Origin of the sequence: Mucilaginibacter inviolabilis, assembly GCF_011089895.1 — a bacterium.
In the GTDB taxonomy this organism is placed as follows: Bacteria; Bacteroidota; Bacteroidia; order Sphingobacteriales; family Sphingobacteriaceae; genus Mucilaginibacter; species Mucilaginibacter inviolabilis.
This window is the reverse complement of record NZ_JAANAT010000001.1, coordinates 2,318,027-2,336,543: the sequence shown is the minus strand read 5'-3', so window position 1 is coordinate 2,336,543 and position 18,517 is coordinate 2,318,027. Positions and strand designations below refer to the sequence as shown.

General features: G+C 41.9%; 15 protein-coding genes. 9 read left to right on the top strand and 6 right to left on the bottom strand.

Translation table 11 applies throughout. From position 1 onward, the window contains the following. Positions 1–38: 38 nt before the first annotated feature. Positions 39–2,492, top strand: coding sequence for a cytochrome c biogenesis protein CcsA (gene ccsA, locus G7092_RS09460; protein ID WP_166088537.1), 2,454 nt, complete (start codon positions 39–41; stop codon positions 2,490–2,492). A gap of 144 nt (positions 2,493–2,636) precedes the next feature. Next, a complete protein-coding gene (locus G7092_RS09455) occupies positions 2,637–3,356 on the top strand; it encodes a phytanoyl-CoA dioxygenase family protein (protein ID WP_166088535.1) in 720 nt (239 codons plus the stop codon). A gap of 88 nt (positions 3,357–3,444) precedes the next feature. Here the strand turns inward: G7092_RS09455 and G7092_RS09450 are convergent, their stop codons facing one another. Together G7092_RS09450 and G7092_RS09445 are read right to left on the bottom strand one after the other, a co-directional pair. Beyond that, the gene (locus tag G7092_RS09450; RefSeq protein ID WP_166088533.1) at positions 3,445–4,191 is read right to left on the bottom strand and encodes a hypothetical protein; all 747 of its coding nucleotides are present in this window, start codon (positions 4,189–4,191) and stop codon (positions 3,445–3,447) included. Positions 4,192–4,236: 45 nt separating this feature from the next. After that, on the bottom strand, positions 4,237–5,160 hold the full coding sequence (locus G7092_RS09445) for an alpha/beta fold hydrolase (protein ID WP_166088531.1): 924 nt from the start codon (positions 5,158–5,160) through the stop codon (positions 4,237–4,239). A gap of 62 nt (positions 5,161–5,222) precedes the next feature. Here G7092_RS09445 and G7092_RS30895 point away from each other — a divergent pair, with 62 nt between their 5' ends. The 6 genes from G7092_RS30895 (at position 5,223) to G7092_RS09415 (ending at position 8,769) form a co-directional block, all read left to right on the top strand. Then, positions 5,223–6,035, top strand: a complete 813-nt coding sequence (locus G7092_RS30895; RefSeq protein ID WP_317170002.1) for a Rossmann-like and DUF2520 domain-containing protein — start codon at positions 5,223–5,225, stop codon at positions 6,033–6,035. Positions 6,036–6,054: 19 nt separating this feature from the next. Next, positions 6,055–6,387 (top strand): 2Fe-2S iron-sulfur cluster-binding protein, encoded by a 333-nt coding sequence (locus tag G7092_RS09435; protein ID WP_166088526.1) that lies wholly within the window; start codon positions 6,055–6,057, stop codon positions 6,385–6,387. A gap of 103 nt (positions 6,388–6,490) precedes the next feature. Next, positions 6,491–6,733, top strand: coding sequence for a Fe-S cluster assembly protein IscX (iscX, locus tag G7092_RS09430; RefSeq protein WP_166088522.1), 243 nt, complete (start codon positions 6,491–6,493; stop codon positions 6,731–6,733). Positions 6,734–6,850: 117 nt separating this feature from the next. After that, the gene (locus G7092_RS09425; RefSeq protein WP_166088520.1) at positions 6,851–7,372 is read left to right on the top strand and encodes a KdsC family phosphatase; all 522 of its coding nucleotides are present in this window, start codon (positions 6,851–6,853) and stop codon (positions 7,370–7,372) included. Positions 7,373–7,430: 58 nt separating this feature from the next. After that, a complete protein-coding gene (locus tag G7092_RS09420) occupies positions 7,431–8,054 on the top strand; it encodes a Maf family protein (protein ID WP_235953805.1) in 624 nt (207 codons plus the stop codon). A gap of 64 nt (positions 8,055–8,118) precedes the next feature. Beyond that, positions 8,119–8,769: a DUF4136 domain-containing protein gene (locus tag G7092_RS09415; RefSeq protein ID WP_166088517.1), complete on the top strand. Its 651-nt coding sequence runs from the start codon at positions 8,119–8,121 to the stop codon at positions 8,767–8,769. Between the two features lie 59 nt (positions 8,770–8,828). Here G7092_RS09415 and G7092_RS09410 read toward each other — a convergent pair whose 3' ends face one another. From G7092_RS09410 to G7092_RS09395, 4 genes are all read right to left on the bottom strand, one after another. Continuing rightward, entirely contained in the window at positions 8,829–9,062 is a 234-nt protein-coding gene (locus tag G7092_RS09410; protein ID WP_166088515.1) for a hypothetical protein, read from the bottom strand. Positions 9,063–9,069: 7 nt separating this feature from the next. Then, positions 9,070–12,780: a T9SS type A sorting domain-containing protein gene (locus G7092_RS09405; protein ID WP_166088513.1), complete on the bottom strand. Its 3,711-nt coding sequence runs from the start codon at positions 12,778–12,780 to the stop codon at positions 9,070–9,072. Between the two features lie 195 nt (positions 12,781–12,975). Then, positions 12,976–16,275: a T9SS type A sorting domain-containing protein gene (locus G7092_RS09400; protein ID WP_166088510.1), complete on the bottom strand. Its 3,300-nt coding sequence runs from the start codon at positions 16,273–16,275 to the stop codon at positions 12,976–12,978. A 242-nt stretch (positions 16,276–16,517) separates the two neighbouring features. After that, positions 16,518–18,023, bottom strand: coding sequence for an ATP-binding cassette domain-containing protein (locus G7092_RS09395; RefSeq protein ID WP_166088508.1), 1,506 nt, complete (start codon positions 18,021–18,023; stop codon positions 16,518–16,520). Positions 18,024–18,282: 259 nt separating this feature from the next. On the opposite strand from G7092_RS09395, the gene G7092_RS09390 reads away from it, so the two are divergent. Further along, the gene (locus tag G7092_RS09390; RefSeq protein ID WP_166088506.1) at positions 18,283–18,450 is read left to right on the top strand and encodes a hypothetical protein; all 168 of its coding nucleotides are present in this window, start codon (positions 18,283–18,285) and stop codon (positions 18,448–18,450) included. Positions 18,451–18,517: the final 67 nt, after the last annotated feature.

Below are 18,517 nucleotides of genomic sequence, written 5' to 3'. Positions count from 1 at the left end.
GACTTTTAACTTTTGACTTTTGAATTTTGACTTAAAATATGGATACAGTTTTTAAAGGTGAACACCTTTTACCCGGCCAGATAGGTCAGTTTTTTATCGTTCTTTCTTTTGGCGCGGCGCTTATATCATTTATCAGCTATTATTTTGCCACTACCGAAGATGCCGGCAAAAACGATAGCTCATGGCAGCGCCTGGGTCGCATCGGCTTTTATATCAATTCTATCTCTATACTGGGTATGGGCGTATGCCTGTTCTACGTTATTTATAATCACTATTTTGAGTATCATTATGCCTGGGCTTATACCTCGCGCTCCTTACCAGTTTACTACATTGTATCAGGTTTCTGGAACGGGCAGGAGGGAGGCTTCCTGCTGTGGACCTTTTGGCAGGCTGTTTTAGGTAATATCCTCATCCGCAGAGCCAAATCATGGGAGCGTCCGGTAATGGCGGTGGTTGCCTTTTCGCAGGTGGTTTTAGCCACTATGGTGTTGGGTGTCGAAATTTTAGGTACCCGCATCGGCAGCTCGCCATTTCTGCTGTTACGCAAAGCACTCGAAGCGCCCATCTTCCAAAATCCCGACTATCTATCATTTATAAAAGACGGACAGGGTATGAACCCATCCCTGCAAAACTATTGGATGATCATTCACCCGCCAACCCTTTTCCTGGGTTTTGCATCTATGGTAGTACCTTTTGCTTACGCGGTAGCTGGTCTTTGGCAAAAGCGTTATAAAGAGTGGGTTGCTCCCGCTATACCATATACCTTGTTTGCTTGTATGATATTGGGTACGGGCGTTATCATGGGATCATTCTGGGCATATGAATCATTGAACTTTGATGGCTTCTGGGCCTGGGATCCGGTAGAGAATGCCTCCATCTTCCCGTGGATTACGATGGTAGCAGCCTTGCACGTACTCATCGTATTTAAAAATACTGGTCACTCTTACTTTACCGCCACGTTTTTAGTCCTCATCAGCTTTGTACTGGTTTGGTATTCCTCGTTCCTATCACGCAGTGGTATTCTGGGCGATACTTCGGTACACTCCTTTACCGATAATGGTATGTTCTGGCAGCTGGTTATCGGCGTGTTGATATTCCTGGTGCTTTCAGTAGTATTACTGGTGGTGCGCTGGAAACACCTACCGATCACCAAAAAAGATGAAGACACTTACTCACGCGAGTTTTGGATGTTTGTTGGCTCGGTATTTTTAGGCTTATCATGCTTCCATTTACTGGTGGTAACTTCTGTACCGGTATGGAACGCTATGTTCGGTACTAAAATAGCCCCCCCGTCCAATATAATTAAACATTATAATGTTATCCAATCGTCTTTTGCTTTTGTAGTAACCATACTCACTGGTTTTACCCAGTTTTTAAAATATAAGAAAACCGATGTTACCCGCTTTTTTATCACTACAGGTTTGTACCTGCTTTTTGGAGCTTTAATAACTGCTTTAGTAGTGTACGGAACCGGCGTTTATAAATTGAATGCAGTGTTTATATTGGTGATGTGGGGTTCGGTATACTCAGTTGTAGCCAATGCCAAAATATTGGCCGATGCATTTAAGGGCCAATACAAACTGGCTGGATCGGCTGTAGCGCATATCGGTTTTGGTTTACTGTTGGTAGGCGCCCTGATTGCCGCGGGTACCACCAACGTTATCTCTATTAACAATACTGGCGAAGGCTTTTCGCCTGAGTTTGCCAAGGAGCAAAACCCGCGTGAAAACATCATCGTTTATCGTAACCAGCCTGTAAAAATGGGTGATTTCCTGGTAACCTATACTGGCGACTCAATCTCGGCCCCTAACCACTTCTTTAAGGTTGATTACAAGCAGGTTGATGCCAATGGCAAAGTGACCAATGAATTTGTGCTGAAACCCAAGGTACAGGTAAATAAAGGTCAGCTGGCTTCATCGCCGGATACCAAACATTACCTGTTCCATGACATGTATACACACATCACCATGTCAAACGCTATTAGTGCTACCGAAGGTGGTTCCGAAAGTGCTCATGACGAGGTTGATGACGATAAGAACTATGATACACCTGTTAGCCATGAAGTAAAACCTGGCGATACTATCAAATACCGCGATGGTTATATTTTAGTAAAAGGTCTGAACAAAGAAGCTAAAGTGCAAAACATCCCGCTTAGCGATAGTGATGTGGCTATTGGCGCCAACCTGGAAGTGGTAACACATGGTAATCACTATACCGTGGTACCTGTATACATGATCAAAAATGGTAACGTATTTGATTTTGCCCGTAAGGTTGATGATGCCGGTTTGAAATTGCGTTTCAGTAAGGTAATACCCGAGAATAAGAAGGTGGAGATCATGGTGTACCAGCAGCCGGAAAGCAAAAAGAAATTTATTGTGATGAAGGCCATCCAGTTCCCATATATCAATTTCTTCTGGGCAGGTACTATCATTATGGTGATCGGTTTCTTTATGTCGATACTGCGCCGGAAAAAAGAATTGAAAGTGGTTTAAGACCTCATTGAGTCCTCTCCACCCGGATAGCTATCGGGATGGAGAGGGCTTTTGAATACATCTTTATTCCGACCAAAAAGTTGTTGTTTCAAGCCATACGGAAACTTACGAAGTTTTTAAAACTTCGTAAGTTTGATCCCTAATATGGATAATCATTTAATCGCTCACCGTGAAAGCATCCTCAATAATGGGTTTACCATTCTTGAGGATGTTTATACACCGGAAGAAGTAGAGTCTATCCTTGCTATCATTGAAGCTGTTGATCCATCAAACCCGACTTTTCGAAAAACGGATGATCTGTTTGCCATCAGGCAATTTTTAAAGGAAGTGCCTCAGACTGTTCCTTTAATTTTTAACAACAATTTAAAAACACTGATCAGTAGCTTGTTTGGCGAAGGATATTTCGCCGTCAAATCCATCTACTTTGATAAGCCCGAGCTGTCCAACTGGTTTGTGGCCTGGCATCAGGACCTTACCATTGTGGTTGATCAAAAAAAGGATATAGCAGGCTATGGTCCATGGACGGTTAAGCACAATCAGTTTGGTGTACAGCCGCCATTGGGTATATTACAAGATAATTTTACCATTCGCATCCATCTGGATGATGCCGGCCCGGATAACGGCGCACTCAAAGTAATCTCCAGATCACATCTGAAGGGAATTTATCGCCCTGAAATAATAGATTGGCAGGTAGAAACAGAAATGCTTTGTCCGGTGGCAGCGGGCGGGGTAATGATTATGCGGCCCTTGCTGCTACATGCATCTAATCGAACCACCAACAATCAAAAAAGAAGGGTAGTGCATATTGAGTTTAGCCGCGCTGATTTACCTGATGGAATTGATTGGGCGGAAAGAATAGGGTGATTTACTCTATACCTTGAATAAATAAAATAAATCGTGTAAAAGCTAACGCTTGTGCAATTCTTTCCCCCTGGAAGAGGAGGTGGGTGTTTTATGTCATGTTATTCATTCCGTCGTTCTGCAGTTCCATGTTTTTTATTCCTGCATCGGCAAAGCATTTCCTGAGCATATCGAATTTTGGGTTGCAGTAATCACCAATAGATAATTTCCCATATTTCGATTCGAACTTTCTGCACTCAAAACATATTTCCAGATAATCAATTACTTTTCCATATTTATTAAGAAATATGAATGCATTGCGAGGGGCATAACAAGCATAGCCTAAGTCTGTGGTATTAGGTAGAATCTTTTTGTAAGCTGTGTTGTAAATAATATTGGTAAGGTGATTGATCTGATCCTGATTTAGTGTTTTAACCTCATATAGTGTAGAATAATCTAAACTATCTTTAATAATGGTTAATCCTTTGAGTAACTGTTTCTCCGCATAAGATCGGGTATCTGACTTAAGCTCACCAATAACGATAGGAGAATTTGGTTCTGCATCTCCATTAAATGAAACAGCTAATATTTTTACTGCCTTTGAAAATGGATACTTTTTTAAGCGTTGTGCAATGGTGTATTGATTAGTGAAAACACAGTCATCATACCAGGGTTTGTAACCTTTAACAGATTCACGGCTATGAACAACACGGAATACAATCGGTTGTAGCTTTTTAATATGTTTTGTTTTTGTTTTATGCAGTTTAGCGGTATCCGCAGTAAAAGCAAAACGCTTGCCTTCCGCGTAGCTACCCAGGGACATCAATAAAAATAAAAGCAGGAGTAATTTAGGTTTCATCACCTAATATTACAAAATTTTGGGGATGCTGGCCAGTGCCAATTTTTACCCCTGCTTTAAAAAAGATAAAATCTTGTTATTTACCGTATCTGGTTTTTCAATAGAAGGTAAGTGAGCCGCTCCGGCAACCGGGAAGAAATCAACCTTGAGTACACTGCGGATAGAATCACTGTAACGGAAAGGTGATGTGCTGTCTTTTTCGCCCCAGATAAGCAATACGGGTTTATTGACATTATTTAGGCATATATTACTTTGTCGCCCGTTCTGGTCATAATCATACATGGTTGATACCAGGGCATGCCTAAAACCTTTGTATTCCATCTGCGGCAGGTATCGTTTTACCCATCCGGGATGCTCCTTGGGATACAGAAAATCATTTAACTGATCTTTAGCCCGTTTATTGGAATTTACTCCCTCGTTATATAAGGTAAAATAGCGGGGAGCGCTTGGTTTAAGGCTCTCATACGCAGGGTCTATCAGGATCACTTTATTAATGATTCCCGGATGCTGACAGGCAAAATTGGTTATCATTTCGCCGCCAAATGATATACCGGCCAGGTTTACATGTCCCTGTAGTTTCAGGGCGGTTATAAGATCAAGCAGTTGTGTATTGTACAGGGTTTTATTGTATACCGTCGCAGGTCTGTCTGAGTAACCCCGGCCATACATGTCATAGCGCAATACCTTGTAACCGTTCTTCACCAGGAATTCATAGGTGCCGTCCCATATGTAATACGGAACGCTAAAGCCATGAACTAATATCACCACTTCACCATTTTCTGGTCCCTCGAGCTGATAATGCGTAATGCCCTGACTTAATTTAATAAATTTGCCGTCGATATTTTTGCGTTCGGCGGTAGTTAAAACCTTTTTTTCCTTATTGTTATATTCGTAAAAACTATATAATATAAGGGTAGAAGCTCCTACAAGGAATATAATAATGATGATACTTACTCTAAGTATTTTCATGGGGCTACGGATAGATAGAAGATGATAGTTGCTAAAATACAGAAATATTTAAATTACAATAGATTACGAAATATTTTAATTGTAAAAATACTATGCATATAACCTTAATCGGATCTGGCAATGTGGCCACGCACCTGGCTGCAGCATTAAAAAACGCTGGTCACCGTATAGTGCAGGTTTATAGTCGCAACGCTCAGCACGCCGCCCTGTTAGCCTACCATGTGAGTGCTGAAGCTATTGATAATCTGGCAGCTATCAGCCCCGATACCGATATGTTTATCATTTCTGTTAAGGATGGTGTCATTATAGAAATGGTAAAAGCACTGGCCGGATATCAAAAGCTCATTGTACATACATCTGGTTCAACCAATTTGAATGATATGCTGGCTTTTACCAATAATGCGGGGGTATTATATCCGCTGCAAACCTTTAGTAAAACCAAAGAGGTTGATTTTTGGGCCGTGCCGCTATGTATTGAAGCCGCTAATGATCATATCAAAGCGGATCTGGAACAATTGGCCGCTACGATCAGTAATAATATATATCATGTTAACTCTGCCGATCGTAAAATATTGCATCTGGCCGCTGTATTTGCCTGTAATTTCCCTAATTATCTTTATGCCGTGGCACAACAGCTGCTGGCCGGGCATCAGATGAATTTTGATATGCTAAAGCCACTTATACTGGAAACTGCACAGAAAGTGCAGACAAAACTGCCGGCAAGCGTACAAACAGGTCCGGCTGTACGAAATGATGTGGTTACAATGGATGCTCACCTGCAAATGCTTAAGGATGAGCCATATTGGCAAGAGATTTATACTTTATTAAGTCAGGGTATTATCAAAAACAATAATGGTGGGCACAGGGACAAGTAATTTTGTTACTTTTGCCTAAATGAACGTTTTTAAAATAAAGATAAATTTCGAGGAAAAAGGGCACGAACCGGTTGAATTGCCTATTGCCGAAGGAGAATCTGTATTAGATGTTTGCCTGGAGAACGGCATAGAACTGCAGCATAATTGCGGCGGTGTTTGCGGATGCAGTACCTGCCATATTTATGTGAATAAAGGAATGGATAATATTCAGGAAATATCAGATAAAGAGGAAGATTTTATTGACAGGGCTGTAAATCCGCGTATCAACTCCCGCCTGGGTTGCCAGTGTGTGATCATCGACGGTGATATAGAAGTAACCCTGCCAGATCAGTCACAATTCCTGGGGCACTAAACAGCGGGTTTTACGTTTGACGTTATACGTTTTACGTAAAAGGCCGGTAAACATAAAAATATAGAAAAACGTATAACGTATCACGTAAAACGTACCACAAAAAATGAGCGACAATAAATTTGCCTTACCTATTCACTGGAATGATCACGAAGACATTGCTATTGAACTTTATGAAAAGTTTGGTGATGATTTTGACGAATCAAAAATATACCGCATTCGTTTTACCGAATTGCTGGAATGGGTTTTAGCGTTACCTAACTTTGCAGGCACAAAAGCCGAATCTACAGAAGGGCACCTGGAGCAAATCCAATCGGCCTGGGTTTATGAATGGCGCGATAACCAATAATTGGCAGTTGGCAGTTTTTAGTTAGCAGTGGGCAATTTGCAAAATCAAGTGATTAAAACAATTGCTGTGGCTAAATTCAATAATTCACTAACTCACTAATTCAATAATTAATTCCCGGTGGAGTCATTTTTACAAAAATTAAAAGATATTACCACGTTTATTTTTGATGTGGACGGTGTGCTTACAGACGGCTCTGTTTTTGTAACAGACAATGGCGAGCAAAGCCGGGCCTTTAACATTAAAGATGGGTATGCACTGCAACTGGCCGTTAAATGCGGGTACAATGTATGTGCTATATCGGGCAGCCGGTCAAAAAGTGCTATATACCGTTTAAACAGCCTGGGTATTCAGGATGTTTATATGGGTACGCATACCAAATCACAGCGTTTTAAAATATACCTCGAAGAAAAGGCCATCATTGCTACCAATGTTTTATACATGGGCGATGATATACCTGATCTGGAGGTGATGAAAATGGCCGGTTTACCGGTTTGTCCTGCCGATGCGGTTGAAGAAATAAAAGCGGTAAGCACTTATGTATCTCCCTATGGAGGCGGTAAAGGATGCGCCCGTGATATTATCGAAAAAGTACTTAAAGTGCAGGGTAAGTGGATGAGCGAACAGGCTTATAGCTGGTAAAAGCCTCCTAACCCCCTAAAGGGGGAACAAGGTGTATCTGTTAATCAATTAATAGAGAATGGAAAATATAAATATGCCAATCGAAAGCTCCCCCTTCAGGGGGCTGGGGGGCTCATCTATTCCCAAGATCATTCTGGCATCAAAATCACCGCGCAGGCAGGATCTGCTCAGGTTGATGGATATGGAGTTTGAGGTTGTTTTAAAGGATGTGGACGAATCATATCCTGAAGGACTAACTCCACAGGAGGTTGCAGTTTACATCGCCCGTAAAAAAGCCGAAGCTTTTGATGGTACCATAACCGATGAAGTGGTACTTACTGCAGATACCATTGTTTGTGTAGATGGTCTGATATTAGGCAAGCCAGAAACTCCGGCACATGCTGTTGAGATGCTCAAAATGCTATCGGGCAAAGTACACCAGGTAATTACCGGGGTTTGTTTGCTGTATAAAGGACATTATAATAATTTCTTTGATGTTTCCGAAGTGTTTTTTCGCAAACTAAGCAACCAGGAGATAGAAAGTTACGTAACTCAGTATAACCCGCTTGATAAAGCCGGGTCATATGGCATACAGGAACGTATTGGCTTAATAGGTATTGAACGCATAAATGGCTCTTATACCAACGTAGTGGGCCTGCCTACAGAAAAGTTATACGCTCAGCTAGTTAATTTAAATAAATAATTATTTAAATTAAACCTTTGTTTGCTCAATAGTCTAATGAATAAATATAAGGGAGTGAATTAAAATGAAAAAAACTATCTATACAGGGCTGGTATTATTGCTGGTTTCGGCCCTGTCTGCTTGCAGCAGTTACAATTACTACACAGCAGCCCGTAACAAAACTGATCTCTCATCTTACCGAACATTTGCCTGGGTAGCGCCCGAAACAAGCAACAAGGCTGGTGGCGTGATTAAAAAAGAGATCGCTGACGAAAGAGTGAAAGATGCCACTATCTCGGCACTACAAACCAAAGGCTTAAGATTACAGGAAAACAATCCCGATTTGCTTGTAAGTTATTCTACCATAACCGGCAGAGGGGTAAAGACTGAATTTTATCCGGCATACTACGGCGGTTGGGGTTGGGGCGGCTGGGGTGGCTGGGGCTGGGGTTGGGGCTGGCGGTCCCGCGGCTTTTACGGCTACTATGGTGGCTGGGGCGGCTGGGGTTACCCATACGGTTACGGCGGCACCTATGCTCGTGTACCTTATAAAGAAGGTACTCTTATCATCGACTTGATTGACCGTAATACCGGTCGTATAGTATGGAGAGGTTTTGGCGTTGGCGAATTGCATAACCCGCAAAGAACACTTGACGAATTACCAAAAGTGGTTGACGGCGTATTGAAACAATTACAAGTAAACCAGATCAGCCCATCGCAAATGCGAAAAGTATAAGGCAAACAACACAACATTCATTCCTGCAAGAAAAAATATAATGATGATCCCTTTAGGTGCTAAGCCTGAAGGGATTTTTTTTGGCGATATAAATGAACAGCAGCAAACACAGTGGCTGCAACTACCAATACAATTACCCAAGTATCCAAAGGGCAACCGTCCGGTCCGCCGTCATTTCCGTCGCAAAGACCACCGCCCGGGTTTGATTGGGCAAAACAATTGGAGGTGATCAATAAAAGGCATATCCCCGGTAAAAATTTATAAATAGTTTTTACAAAGGCTGGTATTTTCATGGTGATGTTATTGTTTATAAAACTTAGCGCTGCCAATTCTTTTTCCGGTCGACTCGTCAACTGCCTCTATTACGTAAAGTCCGCTCAACAGGTTACCAATATTTTGCTGTAAATAATTGGTGTTGCTGGTGGTTATGGTTTTTACAAGGCCTCCGGATGCTGTTGCAATACTCACTTTAATGCTGTTGCTATAAGTTTTGCCAAAGTTAATATTGATGTTTTGCGAAGCAGTGCTGGGGTAAACAATAAATCTTACAGGGTTTGTATTGAGATAATTAAAGGTTAAATTTTTTGAAATGTCTGTACGGTTTGTTACCAATTGCTGTTTTAAACGATAAAGTATTTGCCCGCTGCCGGGTGTTATATCGGTGTAATTATAGTTGCCTGCACCGGTTGACCGCAGGCTGTCTATCGATATAAATGAACTACCGCCATTAGTGCTTTTTTCAATAACAAATGTGGTAAAATTACTTTCATTGTCGGTTTGCCAGGTTAATTTTATACCGTTTGCTTGTTTGGCACCATTAAACCCGCGTAGTTTATACTCGTGCCCAGGGGCTATGCCAATGCTTAAATAAAACCTGTCGCGAGCATAACTGGCTGGGACGGTGGTTACGTTGAATGTATACTCGGCATTGTGTACAACATCCAGAGAATCATTGGTGAATTTATCTTTTAAAAAGATGGTATAGCGTTCGTCAATGTTTTGTTTAATGGGCGCAGTAAGTTTATAGGTGCCATAGTTGGTATAGGCAATAAAAAGATTTACCCGTTTCAGTGTCTCCAGATCGGTGGTATAGTTGGCAAAGCATCCTATGGAGTCGGCAGTTTGCGAAAAAAAGAAGTTTCCCTGGCCGGATGAAGCTAAGTAAGGTGCATCTTCACCAGGTACAAATTTAGCTTGAGCATTTTTGTTAAAATAGATATCGGTAGAGCTAAAGGTACTTGAGTCTTGCATCATATCCAGGCGTAACCATGGCATAGTACTGGTATTAACTGTTGTGGCTGATGATGATTCAGTGGCCGATGTGGCTGCAGCTGCCGCAAGGTCATGATTTCCGTTAACAGCCAGTGTTTTTACAACGGAAGGGCCTCCTTTTTTTACGTTGAAAATAGGAGGCGTGGTGCCGGTATAAGTTGAATAGGATACCTTCATACTTTCATTAAAGGTAATGGCTGTGGTATTATTAGGCGCAACTACGAAAAAGCCCTGTCCCGAGAGTACATACTGACTGCCGCCGGTTCCTATTACAGGTGCGGCCGGTACAGTTGTGTTGCACAATACAAACCGTGTAGACGAACTGTTGGGGCCGGTTGAGGCATTTTTGATGAGCAGATAATAAAATTTTAAACTGGTGTTAGCCGCGCCTACTTTGCCCAGGTCAATAACGGATGCATATGGGTTACCTACCAGGTTATATCCTTTTTTGGGTGTGGCTGTACTGCGATATGACAAAGTGGTTGGATAGGTTGTGCCTGATATGGGGTAAGTGGATGCGTCTGTTGACGTGGTGGTAGGCAAATTAATAATGTTGGGCGTCATCGGGGAGTTGGTAGCCGTTGTTCCCTTGATAACTGAACCAAAAAAGGTTAAGGTGCCATCGTCGGCGGCGGGGAAGGGTCTTACAAAAGGTGACCCTGTTGCCAGGTTTAACAGATCTCGGCTCCCCCTGTAATAAAGTAATATGCCATTACCCATAGGTATAGCTGCACTCGTATTCGTAAACGCTTTGTATTCATTGCCTGCCACCTGGTTAACGTCTGTAGTGGCTGGTGCATTTTCATTATAAACAAAAACAGATGGGCTATTGCCTGTAGCAGGGGCGCTGTCGAAGCCACCGCCAGAACCACTGGGGCCGGTAACAATAGTACTGAGCTTGCTACCCGCCGTGCCCGGTAATATGATTGGTTTAAGACTGTAGCTATTGGAGGTACTGCTTATGGCTGTATTGGTAGTATCAGCAACAGGTGATGAAATAAGCATATACCTGCGGGCTCCTCCTTTTACAAAACGCTGCACTTCAATTTTACCCGCAATAGTTCCGGCAGTGAGGTTGCCGATGCTGGCATCTCCTGCCGATGTGGAGAGCAGGGTTAAAGCGGATGTATAAGTTGATGGTGTATTCTCAACTGTCAATATCCCCGATCCATTTACATTGATGGTATAAGTTGGGTTAACAAAAAAGTTACTCCCCGATTTCATCCGTTTGCTGTTAGCGCCAGTTGTACCATTGGTAAAAGTTACATTGTTGAATTTTGTACCCGCAGCAGTTTGGTCGATTAAAGTTTGTGCGGTTGTGCCATCAAAAGTAATAAGGCCGCTACTCGCGGTAAACGTTCCGGTGTTGGTATAATTTTGCGCAATATTTAAGGTGCCACTGCTCATCGTTAAAGAGCCGCCTGTGGTTACACTTCCATTAATATCTGTTGCTCCAGTCCCCAGATTTAATGCTCCGGTGTTGTTGGCGTTGGATGCAACGGTGAGGTTGCCTCCGGCCTGATTAATAATTCCAGGTGAGTTATTGAAAAGGCTTCCATTAACCGTGATTGAGCCTGCTCCGCCAGTCACTGTAGCAGAGTTTGTCCATTTTGCTCCTGTTGCACCATTTACAACGCCAATAGTGGTTGTGGTATTAACCGTATTAAAAGTAGTATTGCTGGCAGTTGTTAATGTAGAATCAATGGTTAAATAAGCCGGGTTTCCACCACCCGGACCACCTATTACGGCAGTACCCGTGCCCTGTATTACCAGGTTATCATAAGTAGGGTTTGTAGCAGGTAAATTTATGGGTGGACCGCCACCAGGTCCGAAACCAGGATAGGCAGATGTGAAAATTTGCGGGTTTGCCCCCTGATAAATAGTGGTTGCCTTACCGCCGTGATCTCCGTAAAAATTACAAGAGGCATAAGGTGTAGGTATAGAACTTATAGGAGTAGTGCTCTTCAGTATGAGTGTTGGGTTGGTAGCTGTGTTATTATTGCTCCCTTTATAAGATGTGAGGGCATTTACGGTAAAATAAGCGGAATTTTGTGTTGTACTATTGCCGCTATTGGTAAATGTTATCTGCCCGTTTATGGTCATAGTGCCACCCTCGAGCCTGATACCACTACCATTTTGTGATGAGCAGTTTACGTATATATTAACGTTGTTGGCTATAGTAAACACGGCAGGTTCAACGATCAGATAGAATAAATTAGGTACCCTGGTGGTACCGTTGATGCCGAGTTGTAAATTAGTACAGGTTATGGAGCCTGTTCCTCTGATGGCATTAAATATAGTGGTACTGCTTGTGCTGACGTTTTGAACAATATCACCACTTACGGTTAATATAGCAGGCGATAAGATAGTTAAAACAGAACCTGAGAATATAGTACCGGCAGGAGTACTGCTGTTTACGGCATATCCAAACGTAAGAGAAGCTACAGTGACACTTGCGCTAAGTATGGGTTGATTAGCAAAAGCACTAACAGAGGTATTAACACCAAGTCTCACGATATCAGTAGTACGACTGCTGCTTTCACCCGGGTAATTTACGTTTGTTAAATTTTCGCCATTGTTTGCAGTAATGGTCCAGTTAGCCTTAAGCGTCCAATCTGTAGAATTGCTGCCATCCCAGTCAAAAGTTATTGTGGCAAGGGCTCTGCTTTGGGTAATTATCAGGAAAATAAAGATCAGTAGAGCTTTGGGTAAATGGTTTTGCAAATTCGGAAGTGACAATGTTTTGAGTATTAAAGCTTACAATAATAGGGCTTTATACGGGTAAAATTTCGTCAAAGTTTCATTTTTATACCCTAAAGACATGTTAGTCAGTGAATAAAATGAACAAAAAAGAACATTTTTTAAAGAATTTTTTCAAAAAAGGCGACAAACGTCAACTCGCCAGGTTACCATAAAGACCGATTGGATAGTAGCTTATTGTTTGAAGAATTTAGCGCTCCCGATGCGTTTGCCCGTGGCAGCATCAATAGCCTCTACAATGTAAAGCCCCTTGATTAAATTGCCTACGTTTTCCTGTACAGAATCGGTATCGGTGGTAGTTAAGGTTTTTACCATACTGCCTGTTGCGCTTATAATATTGATCTTGATATTGTTACTGTAGGTTTTGCCCAGCTTAATATGAATATCCTGGGCGGTATTGCTGGGATATACCATGAATTTTAAAACATTCAGGTCGCCGCTATAATCAAATACCAGGTTTTTTGATAGTTGGGTATCACCGGTTACTAAACTTTGAGCCAGCCTGTAAGTGATTTGACCGGTACCGGGAGCAGGGTCTGTAAAGGTATAACTGCCTGCGCCGGTTGATTGTAAGCTGTCTATCACTTCAAATGATTTACCACCATTGGTGCTTTTTTGAACTGCAAAACCTGTGAAATTGCTTTCATTGTCGGTTTTCCAGGTTAATTGAATGCCACCTGTTAGTTTATTGCCATTAAAGCCTAATAATTTATATTCATGTCCCGGAGCAATACCAATGCTCAGGTAGAAACGATCGCGGGGATAACTGGCGGCATTCTGATCTACATTAAATGTATAAACATCGTTATGTACCACATCTAAGGAGTCGTTAGTGTATTTATCTTTTAAGTAGATGGTATAGCGTTCGTCAATATTTGATTTAATGGGCGATGTAATTTTGTACTGCCCAAAATTCGAAAACGCGATAAATAAATTGATGCGTTTTAGTTTTTCCAGGTTACCGGTATAATTGGCAAAACACCCAACAGAATCGACCGATTGCGAATAAAAAAAATCGCCCTGACCCGATGCTGCTATGTATGGCGCATCCTCGCCGGGTACAAATTTAGCACTGGAGTTTTTATCAAAGGCAATGTCGGCTGTATTCAATATATTGGTATCCTTCATCATTTCTAAGCGTAATCGCGGCATGGGATCGGCATTGGTTTGGGCCGCTGCCGGGGCGGCCGCAGCTGCTACCTGTTGTGTGTTATTGGCTTTATCGGGACTAACAGTTAGGGTTTTAGCTACCACACTTGGGTTGCGTATTACATTAAACACCGGGCTGGTTGAAGCAGGTGATGTATAGGAGCTATAAGGCACTTTCATCCCCTCGTTAAATGTTAATGTTGAGGTTGCATTAGCTGCAGTTATAAAAAAGCCTTGTCCGGATACAGCGTACCTGCTGGCTCCTGCAGGTGGAGTTCCGGAGTTGGTGGCATCATAAACAGCATATTTAGTTGAGAAGCTATTGGCGCCTGTGCTGATATTTTTTACCAGCATGTAATAATACCTGTAAGCATTGCCATTCCCCGAGTAAACTTTTTGCAGGTCGATAACCGAAGGATAGGGGTTACCTACCAGGTTAAGCCCTTTTTTTGTAGAGGCAGAGCTGGCATATGATAAATTGTTTGAAAAGGTAACCGCTGACGAACTATAATAAGTTGGTGGTGTGGCAGGGAAATTAATGATGCTTGCCGTGAAAGCGCCATTGGTCCCCGCGCCCTTATATACAGCGCCCGAAAAATTTAAGGTGGCATTGTCAGGAGCAGGGAAAGGGCTTACAAATACGGTAGAGCTTGACACTCCTGTACGGCTACCCCTGAAATAAAATTCAACTCCATTGCCCATGGGTACAGTTTCGTTAATGGTGTTAAAACCTTTAAACTCATTACCAGTCACTACTGATGGGTTGCTGGTTAAAGGGGCATTTTCATCATATATAAAAACCGAAGGGTTGTTTTGGGGCGAACTATCAAAACCACCACCCGGAGAGCCGGTGATATAAGTAGTGGCAAAAAATGGCAGCAGATTATACGTGCTTGCTGAAACATTGGCAACCGGCGACGAGATTAACATATAACGGCGTGGTCCGGTTGATCCGCCACCACCTTTTACGTAGCGCTGTACGTTAATGCTGCCGGTAACCGTAGCGGTAATAGCATTACTGCTGGCATCGGTGCTTAAACTGGCTATACTGGCATCACCGGTACTGTTTGATAAGAGGGTGAGGCTGTTGGTTGCCGTAGCATCCACATTCATCGTGGTGTTGCTGGTTTTTAAAAAAGCCAGCGTACCCAGAGCAGCTATATTATTACGACCGCTTAAGGTTGCAGTTGTAGCAGATGAGGTAAGATTATAGAATACGGTACCAACGGGCGATGCGGGCAACGCGCTGTTAACATATGATCCTCCTGCAATAGTTTGGGTAGTGCCTGTCAGTTGAACCGTATTGGTATTGGTAACAAAATCAATAGGGGAGCTTGCCGAGTTATCAATATTGCCGGCAACGGTTAACAGGCCTGATGAAACGGTAGGGCGTTTATTGCCAGTTCCGGTAAATATCAGATTTTGATACAATGCCGGACTTGTATTTAAATTGCTTATGCCAGTTGTAGCATATACAGTTTGAGTACCTGCGCCCGTGTAAGCATAATTTACGGTAGCTTGCCCGGTCCCAGTGCTATTATAAAAATCAATGGTACCTGCATAGGTTGATCCGGAAACAGGCGTTGTATTAATAGGGTTGGCATTGGTGAGTATTAGTGTAGCGTTTGAACCGGTACCTGGATCGATACTGAATACAGGAACTCCTGTACCGGTACCGAGGTTAAGTAAACCAAACAAGGTATTTTGTGTGAGTATTTGCCCCCCAATAGTAGTAGTTCCGCTTACTAATGAAAATTTCCCGTCAATTTCCCCCAATCCAAGAATTAATACTGCAACATAACTTGAATTGACAGTCACATTTCCACTCACATTTAGATTTTGAAGTGTTACTATCAAATTTAAACCAACTGTGAGATTTAAAAGTGCATTACCGGGATTTGTGGTGTTGTTAATTTGTATAGAGCCGCAGTTGAGGGTGCCGGTTCCGGATAACGGAACCGAATAAGCAATTAATAAAGTTGGAAGCACCGTAACAGCACCCGTTACAGTTAAAGTGCCGTTAACGGTTAAAGGTATAGATACTAGAGTTGCCACGGCACCAAAAGTGATAGATGCACAGGACACATTATCAGTTGAAGCCACAACAGGGGGATTAGCAAAGGCGAGCACGGCACCAATACTTACATCGTCTGTTATTGTTGGTACGGTACCCGTGTTCCAATTGCCGGGATTACTCCATGCATTTGCGCCTCCGGGTCCAGTGGTATTGCCGCCGGCCCATGATACGGTTGCTGCTTTTACATTTTGTGCCTGTAAACCAAATAGTATCAGCAACAATATCCAATAATGTAAAAAAAATTTCATAAAGCGCAGGTTTATAACCACAAAATATTCCTATCAGCTATTAAACTAATAAGTAATTTACGGGTTATTACGTGCGTTTCGTCAGAAGGATATAGTGTTTAAAGTAATGAACAAAATGAATGGATAAATAGCATTTAAAAGAAAAATATGATACAGATTAATAAAATTAAAATTAACTATTAAGAAATATTTAATTTTAAAGATGGGTGCTTACTCTTGTAAATGCAGCGTTTTAACAGGTATCAATTAACCACTTTTCCCTTGTCTAATCGCAGTACCTTATCAACGCTATTGGGTATTTCATGCTGATAGTGGGTTACATAAATAAGGGTAACATTACTCAGGCTGCAAATGGTATCCACCAGGTTTTTAAAATGGAGCTGCTGATGGTCGTCCATACCCTGGCAGGGTTCATCAAAAATAAGCAAAGCCGGGTTTTTGATCAGCGCCCGGGCCAGTAAACACAGGCGTTGGGCGCTTGCGGGTATGTTTTTTAATAAAGTACGGGCATAACGGTCAATCTCCAGCGCTTTCATCCATCTTAAAGCAATATCTGCCCGCTCTTTATTACTAGGTCTGAACAAACCAAGTGTATCGTAATAACCTGATTCAATTACCTGCAGACAACTATTATCGGTAGGGAAGTACTGATGCAGCTCGGGAGATACAAAACCAATCTTCTTTTTAATATCCCAGATACTTTCGCCGGTGCCGCGCTTTTTATCAAACAGGATAATGTTGTTGGCATAAGCCTGCGGGTTATCGCCATTAATCAAACTCAATAAAGTCGATTTACCCGCGCCGTTAGGGCCAAGCAAAGCCCATCTGTCGCCGGTTTTAATTTGCCAGTTTATATCGTCCAAAATTACCTTATCGCCGTATTGAATATGCACCTTATCCATAGTTACAATCTGATTAAAAACAACCGGACTTTTATTGATGTTTAACAGTGCTGTAAGCTCTTGGTTGTCAATATTGTCTGTGGTGTCTATAGCGAATAGCTCCGGCTTAAAGGCGTCCCTGGTGCTTTCATGAATAATTTCTCCGCTTTTTAAAACCGCTATACGGGTAATGGCTTCGGGTATTTCATGTACAGATGTAGCTATGATAATGTTGATACCAGAGGCTGTTATCTGGTCAATAATGCCATTAAACTCCTGCCTGGTTTTTACATCCAAACCGGTTAGCGGATTGTCGAGCAAGAGTAACACCGGATTTTTAAGCAGGGCCGCGGCCAGCATTAAACGCTTGGTTTCGCCGTTGGAGAGTTTGATGAGTTGCTTATCGCGTAAAGCATGCAGGTTTAACAGGGTAAGTATTTTGTCTAATGTCCACTGTATACCAGGGCGCGGAACGCTTTTAACAGACAATAAATAATCATCAACAGTTAAAGCGTCTTCAGAATCTGACGAATTGTATCGTTGCTGATAATAAAAATCGGTAGTGTTTGATAAATTCCGGAAATGGTGTTTGGGTTCAACCAGTGATATCAGTTTGCTATGTAAATTCTGACCGCTTTCGGCAGTCGGCAAAGCTGAAACATTATCCTGAAAGTAGTAATTGATAGTGCCTCCGGTTATATTAAAGCGCCCCGCTATGGTTTGTAGCAAAGCGCTTTTACCCGAGCCGCTTTCGCCTATTAATGCCCAGTGCTCACCTTTATTTATTTTGAAGGTAAGATTGTTAAACAATGTATTGGTGAGAAACCTTACGGTAGCATTATTTATGGAAAAAAGTAGATTAGACATGGCTTTAAATAAGTAGGCAGTAAAAATACTTATCTGCCTTAAAAACCAATACTGTTTTGCTTAATATTTAATACCGAAGAACTATATGCTTGAAACTTAAGCTGTTTTTTTGTACAAATGGTTAGGATTGATGGAGGTGTTGCCATTACCCTGTATTGAAATTTTACCTTAGGTATGGTTTTTGGGATTGATAAATTACAGCAAAACAAAAAACTGTGCACCACTGTAGTAGATACAATCACCAACAAATAATTAACATATGAAAAACGCACATTTAGTACTTATTGCCCTATTGTTGTTCACCATGAGTGGTTGTTCAGTAATTGAAGGGATATTTAAAGCAGGCGCCGTTGCCGGGATTATAGCGGTAGTTGTAGTTATCCTGCTACTCATTTGGATCATCTCTTTATTCCGCGGAAAGCAATAGTGATTTATTTTATAAATAGGATAAATTTTATATTATAAATTAAACAATTTGATTGTTGTTGCGTTGC

Coding starts and splice junctions, on each gene's coding strand:
- G7092_RS09445 (WP_166088531.1), bottom strand. CDS start 5,160: ATGAAAATACTTAGAGTAAGTATCATCATTATTATATTCCTTGTAGGA.
- ccsA (WP_166088537.1), top strand. CDS start 39: ATGGATACAGTTTTTAAAGGTGAACACCTTTTACCCGGCCAGATAGGT.
- iscX (WP_166088522.1), top strand. CDS start 6,491: ATGAGCGACAATAAATTTGCCTTACCTATTCACTGGAATGATCACGAA.
- G7092_RS09410 (WP_166088515.1), bottom strand. CDS start 9,062: ATGAAAATACCAGCCTTTGTAAAAACTATTTATAAATTTTTACCGGGG.
- G7092_RS09450 (WP_166088533.1), bottom strand. CDS start 4,191: ATGAAACCTAAATTACTCCTGCTTTTATTTTTATTGATGTCCCTGGGT.
- G7092_RS09400 (WP_166088510.1), bottom strand. CDS start 16,275: ATGAAATTTTTTTTACATTATTGGATATTGTTGCTGATACTATTTGGT.
- G7092_RS09455 (WP_166088535.1), top strand. CDS start 2,637: ATGGATAATCATTTAATCGCTCACCGTGAAAGCATCCTCAATAATGGG.
- G7092_RS09395 (WP_166088508.1), bottom strand. CDS start 18,023: ATGTCTAATCTACTTTTTTCCATAAATAATGCTACCGTAAGGTTTCTC.
- G7092_RS09420 (WP_235953805.1), top strand. CDS start 7,431: ATGGAAAATATAAATATGCCAATCGAAAGCTCCCCCTTCAGGGGGCTG.
- G7092_RS09435 (WP_166088526.1), top strand. CDS start 6,055: ATGAACGTTTTTAAAATAAAGATAAATTTCGAGGAAAAAGGGCACGAA.
- G7092_RS09390 (WP_166088506.1), top strand. CDS start 18,283: ATGAAAAACGCACATTTAGTACTTATTGCCCTATTGTTGTTCACCATG.
- G7092_RS09415 (WP_166088517.1), top strand. CDS start 8,119: ATGAAAAAAACTATCTATACAGGGCTGGTATTATTGCTGGTTTCGGCC.